The sequence below is a fragment of the Aeromonas sp. ZOR0002 genome (genome assembly GCF_963866995.1).
In the GTDB taxonomy this organism is placed as follows: domain Bacteria; phylum Pseudomonadota; class Gammaproteobacteria; order Enterobacterales; family Aeromonadaceae; genus Aeromonas; species Aeromonas caviae.
In genome coordinates this window covers 1-9,578 of sequence record NZ_CAWMFQ010000134.1, presented here as the reverse complement: position 1 = coordinate 9,578, position 9,578 = coordinate 1, and the positions used below count along the sequence as shown (strand labels likewise).

The 9,578-nt window shown below is 59.6% G+C and carries 10 protein-coding genes; 6 read left to right on the top strand and 4 right to left on the bottom strand.

Annotated elements, in window-relative coordinates:
- On the top strand, positions 1-475 hold a 475-nt coding region (locus AACR77_RS08215; RefSeq protein ID WP_042880740.1), incomplete at its 5' end, for a methyl-accepting chemotaxis protein.
- A 743-nt stretch (positions 476-1,218) separates the two neighbouring features.
- On the opposite strand, the gene AACR77_RS08210 is transcribed toward AACR77_RS08215, so the two are convergent.
- Positions 1,219-1,395, bottom strand: a complete 177-nt coding sequence (locus AACR77_RS08210; protein WP_134997205.1) for a hypothetical protein — start codon at positions 1,393-1,395, stop codon at positions 1,219-1,221.
- A 746-nt stretch (positions 1,396-2,141) separates the two neighbouring features.
- Between AACR77_RS08210 and arcA the strand changes: the two genes are divergently transcribed.
- The 4 genes from arcA to AACR77_RS08190 all read left to right on the top strand — a co-directional run bounded on the left by arcA (position 2,142) and on the right by AACR77_RS08190 (position 6,962).
- On the top strand, positions 2,142-3,362 hold the full coding sequence (gene arcA, locus AACR77_RS08205) for an arginine deiminase (RefSeq protein WP_010676011.1): 1,221 nt from the start codon (positions 2,142-2,144) through the stop codon (positions 3,360-3,362).
- A 62-nt stretch (positions 3,363-3,424) separates the two neighbouring features.
- The gene (locus AACR77_RS08200) at positions 3,425-4,351 is read left to right on the top strand and encodes a carbamate kinase (RefSeq protein WP_042880738.1); all 927 of its coding nucleotides are present in this window, start codon (positions 3,425-3,427) and stop codon (positions 4,349-4,351) included.
- Positions 4,352-4,429: 78 nt separating this feature from the next.
- Positions 4,430-5,434: an ornithine carbamoyltransferase gene (argF, locus tag AACR77_RS08195; protein ID WP_010676009.1), complete on the top strand. Its 1,005-nt coding sequence runs from the start codon at positions 4,430-4,432 to the stop codon at positions 5,432-5,434.
- 121 nt (positions 5,435-5,555) lie between these two features.
- Positions 5,556-6,962 (top strand): YfcC family protein, encoded by a 1,407-nt coding sequence (locus tag AACR77_RS08190; RefSeq protein WP_010676008.1) that lies wholly within the window; start codon positions 5,556-5,558, stop codon positions 6,960-6,962.
- 154 nt (positions 6,963-7,116) lie between these two features.
- On the opposite strand, the gene AACR77_RS08185 is transcribed toward AACR77_RS08190, so the two are convergent.
- The 3 genes from AACR77_RS08185 to pyrB all read right to left on the bottom strand — a co-directional run bounded on the left by AACR77_RS08185 (position 7,117) and on the right by pyrB (position 9,228).
- The gene (locus AACR77_RS08185) at positions 7,117-7,608 is read right to left on the bottom strand and encodes an arginine repressor (RefSeq protein WP_039039633.1); all 492 of its coding nucleotides are present in this window, start codon (positions 7,606-7,608) and stop codon (positions 7,117-7,119) included.
- Between the two features lie 218 nt (positions 7,609-7,826).
- Positions 7,827-8,291: an aspartate carbamoyltransferase regulatory subunit gene (pyrI, locus tag AACR77_RS08180; RefSeq protein ID WP_010676006.1), complete on the bottom strand. Its 465-nt coding sequence runs from the start codon at positions 8,289-8,291 to the stop codon at positions 7,827-7,829.
- A 16-nt stretch (positions 8,292-8,307) separates the two neighbouring features.
- On the bottom strand, positions 8,308-9,228 hold the full coding sequence (gene pyrB / locus AACR77_RS08175) for an aspartate carbamoyltransferase (RefSeq protein WP_010676005.1): 921 nt from the start codon (positions 9,226-9,228) through the stop codon (positions 8,308-8,310).
- Positions 9,229-9,355: 127 nt separating this feature from the next.
- Here pyrB and AACR77_RS08170 point away from each other — a divergent pair.
- Positions 9,356-9,578 (top strand): hypothetical protein (locus AACR77_RS08170; RefSeq protein ID WP_231563177.1); only part of this gene is annotated, 223 nt, incomplete at its 3' end.

Here is a 9,578-nt window from a genome sequence, read left to right as displayed (position 1 = left end):
CAACCTGCTGGCCCTCAACGCCGCCATCGAGGCGGCCCGGGCTGGTGAGCAGGGGCGGGGGTTTGCGGTGGTGGCGGACGAAGTGCGCTCTCTGGCGGGACGCACCCAGAAGAGTACTGCCGAGATCCAGACCATGCTGACCCGGCTGCAACGGGGCACCCAGACCGTGGTGGCCGCCATGGGCAACACCCGGCAGAGCTGCCAGGATGCGGCGGAAAACACCAGCAAGGTGAATGCGTCACTGGATCTGATGGCGGGAGAAGTGGTGGAGATCAACGATCTCATCAGCCATATCGCCACGGCCGCGGAGGAGCAGAGTGCCGTTGCCGAGGAGATCAATCGCAACATGAGTGCCATCGCCGAGGTGATCACCCAGCTCAAGGGGAATGGCGAGCGCACCGTGGACAGCTCGAATGCCATGCAGCGCACCTATGACAGGCTGCGGGAGATAGTGGGACACTTCCGGCTGGAATAGCGCCGGCTGGGCGAATCCGGGACATCCTGGCCAGCAACGCCGTGGCCGGGGTAACCCATCAGCGGGCAGACGTGAAAAAAACCCAAAAAAAGATGGGGGCGACTTGCGTCGCCCCCGATAGTCTTATCGCTCATATCCTTGAACGAAGTTGCTCCCTGCAATCCCTGACTATACCTCTTCCTTTAGGTTTCCCCTTCCCAATCCTTTGGGGTGTCCTTTAGCCATCATGGCCTGACGAGTCATCCGTTCCCGTCGCACTTTCTCCGTCCTGGGAGGTGTCCTTTACCACATCCTGTGGTGAGTCCATTTGCCCAACCCTGGCAGCCAGTCTTCCTGACCGACTTCATTGCGTCCGTGCAGGAGTAACTATAAGGATTTCGCGCAGGGCGACAATGACATGCTGAAAAACGTTTTATTCAAACTGGTTTCCCGCGAAAGGATAATGAAGTTATCTTTTTTAAAATCATGGTTTTAATGATCTCTCATGCTGTTTTTTCACGCGCATCTTCCGACTATGGCGAGAATTTTATTGGTGCTTTGCTTACGCAGTCGATGGCGAATGTCTCACAAGGCGTTTAACTGCGGTTCAGAATCCGGGGAGGCCGGTCAGTGTCGATCGCAGATGAGGGTGGAGGAGGGCAATGGGCATGATGCTGGTGGCGTGGTCCGGATCCCATTCAGGAGATAAAGGAGGGAAAGCGGGGATGACCCAAGAGGAGATCGCCTCCCCTTGGGCGAGAGGGTCAGGGATGCTGGCTGCCACCGTGCCATTGGCATAGGTAGGCGGGTACCAGCATCTGGGGTGCCTGGTCAACGTGACAGACCACCAGCGGCATGGCGGGGGCTCCCTGGGCATGCACCAGGGCCGGTGTCATGGGCAGGACCAGGGCGACGAGCAGAAACAGCGACGGGATCTTCATGGTTATCTCCTTGGTGACGGGAACGAATGTGACAAGCATCACTTTTTGAGTTAAGGCGAACCCGAAATCGGCGCAAGGTGGCTGAAAAAATTCAACTAATGAAAAAACTTTGAATCCCGGTTGCACACTGGTCGATGAAAAAGGCGCCATCAGGATGCGTGCAAAATGCATATCCATATAAAAGAGATAGTGCACACGACTTGGCGATGAGGCTCGCCATCTGGCCCGGTTGGGCCGCCATGATCTGGGACAAGAGATGGATTATTCAGCGATAAAGGAGCAGGTGATTATTTATGTGAGAGCAAACGGGATGATAAGCGAGGATAAATTCAAAGTTGGGTGAGCTTTATTCAAAAAATGAGCATTTTGATTTTAATGTAATGATTTATTTGATGTTTTTTATTGGCGACTATCCATTTGTGGATATCATGGATGAATGAAATTGCGCTCTTTGTGGAATATATTGGGGCTTTATTGCGTATTTATGCCGGATGGAGGGTGAGGGAAATGTCAGATATGTAAACTCCATCATAAATTAACTTCTGAATTTATGCAGTCTCGGGTGAATGTGATCAATGTCCAAGTTTGGTGGAATTGCCAGACCTAATCTCTGCGTCGAAAGGCAAGGGCAGGATAGAACACAAGCCGAGTACCCTACATAAAGAATATCCCGCCTTAGCCACGAGCCTGAATAGAAGGAATCTATTCAATCACTCGCAGGGACCACTGCTAGACGGAATATCATCATGAGCAAATTTTATGTGGGTTCTGAAGTTGGCCAGTTGCGCCGTGTCATGTTGCACCGCCCCAACCTCAGTCTGAAGCGTCTGACCCCTTCCAACTGCCAGGATCTGCTGTTTGACGACGTCCTGTCCGTGGAACGTGCCGGTCAGGAGCACGACAAATTCGCTCAGGTACTGCGCGATCAGAATGTCGAAGTCTTCCTCCTGACCAATCTGCTGGCGGAAACCCTGGACGTGCCGGAAGCCAAAGCCTGGCTGCTGCAACACCAGGTATCCGACTATCGCCTCGGCACTGCCCTGGCCAACGACGTGCGCTGCTTCCTGGCGGACATGCCTCACCGCGAGCTGGCCCGCATCCTCTCCGGCGGCCTCACCTACTCCGAGATGCCCTACAGCGGCGTCAACATGGTGGTCGGCATGCATGCCCCGACCGATTTCATCATCGAACCGCTGCCCAACCACCTCTTCACCCGCGATACCTCCTGCTGGGTCTATGGCGGCGTCTCCATCAACCCCATGGCCAAGGCCGCCCGTCGTCGCGAGACCAACCACGTGAAGGCCATCTACCGCTGGCACCCGCAGTTTGCCGGTCAGGAGTTCATCAAGTACTTCGGTGACGAGGAGCGCGACTACGACAACTCCACCATCGAAGGGGGCGACGTCCTGGTCATCGGCCGAGGCGCCGTGCTCATCGGCATGTCCGAGCGCACCACGCCGCAAGGGGTGGAGCACCTGGCCCGCAGCCTGTTCAAGCACGGTCAGGCCAAGCAGGTCATCGCCATGGAGCTGCCGAAACACCGTAGCTGCATGCACCTCGACACCGTCATGACCCACATGGATGTCGACACCTTCTCCGTCTATCCGGAAGTCATCCGCAAGGATGTGAACTGCTGGAGCCTGACCCCGGGCGGTGCCACCGGGATGAACATCAAGGAAGAGGGTTACTTCGTGACCGCCATCGAGAAGGCGCTGGGGGTGGATCAGCTCAGGCTCATCACCACCGGCGGCGACAGCTTCGAGGCCGAGCGGGAGCAGTGGAACGACGCCAACAACGTGCTGACCGTGCGCCCCGGCGTGGTGGTGGGTTACGAGCGCAACACCTACACCAACGAGAAGTACGACAAGGCCGGCATCACTGTGCTGCCCATCCCGGGTGAAGAGCTGGGACGTGGCCGCGGCGGCGCCCGCTGCATGAGCTGCCCGATGGAACGTGACGGCATCTGACAAGACGGCGTGGCGCCGGCAGAGGCTGGCGCCACACACACCAGAATTCGAGAGTAACACCCATGAAAAAACCAACTGTCGTCGTCGCCCTGGGGGGCAATGCCCTGCTCCGCCGCGGTGAACCTCTGGAAGCCGACATCCAGCGCAAGAACATCGCCACCGCCGCCAAGACCATCGCCCGCATCGCCGAGGATTACAACGTGGTGCTGGTGCACGGCAATGGCCCGCAAGTCGGCCTACTGGCCCTGCAGAACAGCGCCTACACCAAGGTCTCCCCCTATCCCCTAGATGTGCTGGGTGCCGAGTCCCAGGGCATGATCGGCTACATGCTGATCCAGGAGTTGAAGAACCTGATGCCGAGCCGCAACGTCACCGCCCTGCTGACCCAGGTGCAGGTCGATCCGAAGGATCCGGCGTTTGCCAACCCGACCAAGTTCATCGGCCCCGTCTACGAAGAGGCGGAAGCCCGCACCCTGGCTGCCGAGAAGCACTGGGTGGTCAAGGCAGACGGCAAGTTCTTCCGCCGCGTGGTGCCGTCCCCGCTGCCCCAGCGCATCGTCGAAGGCGACGCCATCGAAACCCTGATCGCCCAGGGTCACCTCATCATCTGTACCGGTGGTGGTGGCATCCCGGTGACCTGGGATGGCCAGAGCCTGACCGGCATCGAAGCCGTCATCGACAAGGACATGTCTGCCGCCTACCTGGCCAAGCAGATCAAGGCCGACGCCCTGCTGATCCTGACCGATGCCGATGCCGTCTATCTGGATTGGGGTAAACCGACCCAGCGTCCGCTGCGGGTGACCAGCCCGGACGAGCTGGCCGGGGTCAAGTTCGACGCAGGTTCCATGGGACCGAAAGTCGAAGCCTCCTGTGAATTTGTCAAAGCGACCGGCGGCATGGTCGGCATCGGCGCCCTGGAAGATGGCCTCGCCATCCTCAAGGGGGAAGCCGGCACCAACATCGTCGCCACCAATACCGTCAATGCCTGAGCCAAGGCTCTGGTCTGAACAACTGCGTAGTCAATGACACTGCCAAATTGGTCTGAACAAATATAGAGAGAACTCATCATGGCTTTTAATCTGCGTAACCGTAACTTCCTGAAACTGCTGGACTTCACCCCTCGCGAAATCCAATACATGATCGATCTGGCCATCGACCTGAAGAAAGCCAAATACGGTGGCTATGAGCGCAAGCATCTGGTCGGCAAGAACATTGCCCTGATCTTCGAGAAGACCTCCACCCGCACCCGCTGTGCGTTCGAAGTGGCGGCCTTCGACCAGGGCGCCCAGGTCTCCTACCTCGGCCCGAGCGGTTCCCAAATCGGTCACAAGGAGTCCATGAAGGACACCGCCCGGGTGCTGGGCCGCATGTATGACGGCATCGAATACCGCGGCTATGGCCAGGAGATCGTGGAAGAGCTGGGGGCCCACGCCGGTGTACCGGTCTGGAACGGCCTGACCAACGAATTCCACCCGACCCAGATCCTGGCGGACTTCATGACCATGCTGGAGCATGGCAAGGGCAAACGTCTGGATCAGATCAAGTTCGCCTACCTGGGTGACGCCCGCAACAACATGGGCAACTCCCTGATGGTGGGTGCCGCCAAGATGGGCATGGACATCCGTCTGGTGGCGCCGAAAGCCTTCTGGCCGGAAGAGGAGCTGGTTGCCACCTGCCGCCTCATCGCCGAAGAGACCGGTGCGCGCATCCACCTGACCGAAGACGTGAAAGAGGGTGTGCTGGGTGCCGACTTCCTCTACACCGACGTCTGGGTCTCCATGGGTGAAGCGAAGGAAGCCTGGGATCAACGGGTGAAGCTGATGACCCCGTATCAGGTCAACATGGATGTCATCAACGCGACCAAGAACCCGGATGTGAAGTTCATGCACTGCCTGCCGGCGTTCCACAACGACGAGACCACCATGGGCAAGGAAGTGGCCGACAAATATGGCATGAAGGGCCTGGAAGTGACCGAGGACGTGTTCGAATCCGAGCACAGCATCGTGTTCGACGAGGCGGAAAACCGGATGCACACCATCAAGGCAGTGATGGTGGCTACGCTGGGCGACTGACGTCGTCAGTGGTGCCGGGGGGTGACCCCCGGCTTTTCAACCATGTGACAGCGGCATAATACCTCCAACCCTACGACCCGCAGCCTGCATGGATACCACACCCACAGAAGGAAGCTGGACCATGACCAAATTCAAGTTCCCGTCAGCCTACACGATACTGTTTGTGCTGATCGCCCTGGTGGCCGCCCTGAGCTGGATAGTGCCGGCCGGCAAATACGAGATGACCATGAACGAGGCCCTCGGCAAGGAAGTGCCGGTGGCCGGTACCTACAAACTGGTGGATGCCAATCCCCAGGGGATCGTCGACGTGCTGCTGGCACCTATCGACGGTCTCTACAACCACGACACCTATGAGGCTGGCGCCATCGACGTCTCCCTCTTCATCCTGATCATCGGTGGCTTCCTTGGCATCGTGACCAAGACAGGTGCCATTGATGCAGGTATCGAGCGCGTCACCGATCGCCTGCGTGGCCGTGAAGAGTGGATGATCCCGATCCTGATGGCGCTGTTCGCCGCAGGGGGCACCATCTACGGCATGGCGGAAGAGTCCCTGCCGTTCTACACCCTGCTGGTGCCGGTGATGATGGCCGCCCGCTTCGACCCCGTGGTCGCTGCCGCGACCGTGCTGCTGGGGGCCGGTATCGGTACCCTGGGCTCCACCATCAACCCGTTCGCCACCGTGATCGCCGCCAACGCGGCCGGCATCTCCTTCACCGACGGCATCTGGTTGCGGGTCGCCATGCTGGTGGCCGGCTGGCTGATCTGCGTGGCCTATGTGATGCGTTACGCCAAGATGGTGCGAAGTGATCCCAGCAAGTCCCTGGTGGCCGACAAGTGGGAAGAGAACCGAGCCCACTTCCTCGGCAACAAGAGCGACCAGATGCTGGAGTTCACCACCACCCGCAAGATTGTGCTGGGCATCTTCGTCGCCGCCTTCGCCGTGATGATCTACGGGGTGGCCGTGCTGGGCTGGTGGATGGCGCAGATCTCCGGCGTCTTCCTGGCTGCCGCCATCATCGTCGGCGTCATCTCCCGCATGAGCGAGGAGGAGCTGACCTCCAACTTCATCGACGGTGCTCGTGACCTGCTCGGCGTGGCCCTCATCATCGGTATCGCCCGCGGTATCGTGGTGGTGATGGACAACGGCATGATCACCCACACCATTTTGCACAGTGCAGAGGGGATAGTGACCGGCCTCTCCACCATCGTCTTCATCAACGTGATGTTCGTGCTGGAAGTGGTGCTCTCCTTCCTGGTGCCCTCTTCCTCCGGTCTGGCGGTGCTGACCATGCCGATCATGGCGCCGCTTGCCGACTTCGCCAACGTGGGCCGCGAGCTGGTGGTCACCGCCTACCAGTCCGCCTCCGGCCTGGTGAACCTGGTGACCCCGACCTCCGCCGTGGTCATGGGGGGGCTGGCCATTGCCAAGGTGCCCTATGTGCGCTGGCTGAAGTGGGTGGCCCCGCTGCTCGGCATGCTGACCGTGCTGATCGTGCTCTGCCTGAGCCTGGGCGCCGTGCTGGCATGAATGCCGACAGAGATAGGGACAACAACGGGAGCCTGGGGCTCCCGTTTTTTATGGCAGGCAAGGCGGGGCGCCCGGCCTCTCCCGTGGCCTGACTCCTTGCCGCGCGGGCAACAAAAAGGCGACCCCAGGGTCGCCTTCTGGCATCCAGCAGGGGTCAGCGGGCGTTTTCCAGGGTGCGCACCACGGCGGCGTGAGCCTGGCGGGTTCGGCTGATGTGGCGCGGGGCGATCAGTACCACGTCGTTGCCGGCCACGGCCCCCAGGATCTCGGGATTGGCGTTGCGATCCAGTAGGCGAGCCACCACGGTAGCGGCCCCCGGGGTGGTATGCACCAGCACCATCTGCTGGTTGTGGACCACGGCGCGCACCATGTCGTGGATGGAGCGGGTGCTGCCGGCGGGCTCCAGCTGCTCGTCCACCAGGGTGTAGACCTTCTTGCCGTTGGCGTTCTGGGCCTTGGCGACCCCGAGACGGCGCAGCAGGCGGGAGATGGTGGACTGGCTGATGTCCGCAAAACCGCGGGCGGAGAGCTCGCGGCGGATCTCCTCCTGGGTGCTGTAACAGTGCTGGCCGATGATCTGGCGGCAGGCGTCGAGCTGGGCCAGGTCGGACTCTGGTTCTGCTGGGCGGCTGAGGGTGTTGACCATGGCGACTTCCTTTGGCGATGAGCGATGGCGGTCTCGCCCAGTCTGTCGTTCCGGCTTTTCATAGCGAAAAACACTAATGAGGAGCACTCAAGCAGGGGATGAGCGAGGTATATCCATTACGGGATGGCAAATTATAACCAAAGGGGGAATAAGTGATGTGACAGGGTTCAAAAATGGGCCCGATAGGGCCCACATGGATATCCTTTGTCGGCAGGAAATCAGTAGCGTTCGCTGACGATGTCCTGGGTGAAGGACTTCTCGCAGTATTTGCACTTCATCCGCACCGCCCCTTTCACCTCGCGCACCCGGAAGTAGCTTTCCACCGGTTCGTTGTGGGAGATGCAGTTGGAGTTGGGGCAGTGGAAGACCCCTTCGATGAATTCCGGCAGCGCCAGCTGGTGCTTCTTCACCACCACGAAGTCTTCGATGATGTTGACGGTGGCCTTGGGGGCGAACAGGGCGAGCTGGTTGGCCTGCTGCTCGGTCAGACGGGTGTTCTCGATCTTGATGAGATCCTTCTTGCCGAGGGCGCCGGATTTGAGGTTGAAGCCGACGGTGATCCGCTCCTGGGTCTCGATCAGCTGGAACAGCTTGAGGATCTTGATGCCCTGGCCGGCGGGGACGTGGTCGATGACGGAGCCGTGGCGGATGGCTTCGACTTGCAGTTGGTTCTTCTCGGACATGATGTTCCCCTTTCCCTTAGACGGTTTCGTTCAGTACCAGTGCCAGCAGTGCCTGGCGGGCATAGACCCCGTTCTCCGCCTGCTGGAAGTAGTAGGCGTGGGGGGTCTTGTCGACGGCGACCTCGATCTCGTCAACCCGGGGCAGGGGATGGAGGATCTTCATGGTGGGCTTGGCCCCTTCCAGGGTCGCCAGCTCCAGCACGAACTTGGCGGCCATGTGCTTGTACTCGGTCTCGTCGAAGCGCTCCTTCTGGACGCGGGTCATGTAGAGGATGTCGAGCTCCGGCATCACCTCTTCCATGGTCTCGTGCACGCTGAAGCGGATGCCCTTCTCTTCCAGCTCCTCGCAGAGGTAGTCCGGCATGGCCAGCGCCTCCGGGGAGATGAAGAAGAAGCGGCAGTTGAACAGGCTCAGGGCCTGGGCCAGGGAGTGGACGGTGCGGCCGTACTTCAGGTCACCGACGAAGGCGACGTTGAGGCCGTCCAGCTTGCCTTGGGTCTCGTGGATGGAGAAGAGGTCGAGCAGGGTCTGGGTGGGATGCTGGTTGGAGCCGTCACCGCCGTTGATGACCGGCACCCGGGAGAACTCGGAGGCCAGACGGGCTGCCCCTTCCTTCGGGTGGCGCATCACCACCGCATCGGTGTAGGAGCTGATGATCTTGATGGAGTCGGCCAGGGTCTCGCCCTTCTTGGCGCTGGTGTTGCCGCCGTCGGCGAAGCCGATGATGTTGCCGCCCAGGCGCTGGACCGCGGTCTCGAAGGAGAGGCGGGTGCGGGTGGAGGCTTCGAAGAAGCAACTGGCGACCAGCTTGTCTTTCAGCAGGCGGCTGTCGGGTTCGGCCTTCAACCGCTGTGCGGTGGCGACCACCAGTTCCATGTCGGACCGGGTCAGATCCGAGATGGAGATGACGTGTTTGTTATAGAGTGGATTGGTCATCGTCTGCATTCCCTTTGGCATCAATGAAGGTTTTTCCGGCACAAAAAAAAGCCCCTGAAACAGGGGCTCTTTTCAAAAAAAACGGGGGATCTGTGGGACGGGAACCGGAAACAACGGGGCCGCTCTGGTGCGCTCCACCCGTCTGCAAGGCTGCTTTTTTCATCAAAAACGGCATTGTCCTGTCCCGACCTTTTTCAAAACCGCACCGATTATAGGGCTGGTTTTTGAATTGTCAAAAATTTATTTCATAGGCAGGATTTGGCCAGAAAAACGTTTAAGTGTCGCGAACGGGTCGACAAATCCAGAGTGCATGCTGCGCCTGCAAGGGGGCGCCATCGGCGGCCATGCTG

What these genes read in the sequence shown, in the direction of transcription:
- AACR77_RS08210 (WP_134997205.1), bottom strand. Translation starts at nt 1,395, where the DNA reads ATGAAGATCCCGTCGCTGTTTCTGCTCGTCGCCCTGGTCCTGCCCATG.
- arcA (WP_010676011.1), top strand. Translation starts at nt 2,142, where the DNA reads ATGAGCAAATTTTATGTGGGTTCTGAAGTTGGCCAGTTGCGCCGTGTC.
- AACR77_RS08200 (WP_042880738.1), top strand. Translation starts at nt 3,425, where the DNA reads ATGAAAAAACCAACTGTCGTCGTCGCCCTGGGGGGCAATGCCCTGCTC.
- argF (WP_010676009.1), top strand. Translation starts at nt 4,430, where the DNA reads ATGGCTTTTAATCTGCGTAACCGTAACTTCCTGAAACTGCTGGACTTC.
- AACR77_RS08190 (WP_010676008.1), top strand. Translation starts at nt 5,556, where the DNA reads ATGACCAAATTCAAGTTCCCGTCAGCCTACACGATACTGTTTGTGCTG.
- AACR77_RS08185 (WP_039039633.1), bottom strand. Translation starts at nt 7,608, where the DNA reads ATGGTCAACACCCTCAGCCGCCCAGCAGAACCAGAGTCCGACCTGGCC.
- pyrI (WP_010676006.1), bottom strand. Translation starts at nt 8,291, where the DNA reads ATGTCCGAGAAGAACCAACTGCAAGTCGAAGCCATCCGCCACGGCTCC.
- pyrB (WP_010676005.1), bottom strand. Translation starts at nt 9,228, where the DNA reads ATGACCAATCCACTCTATAACAAACACGTCATCTCCATCTCGGATCTG.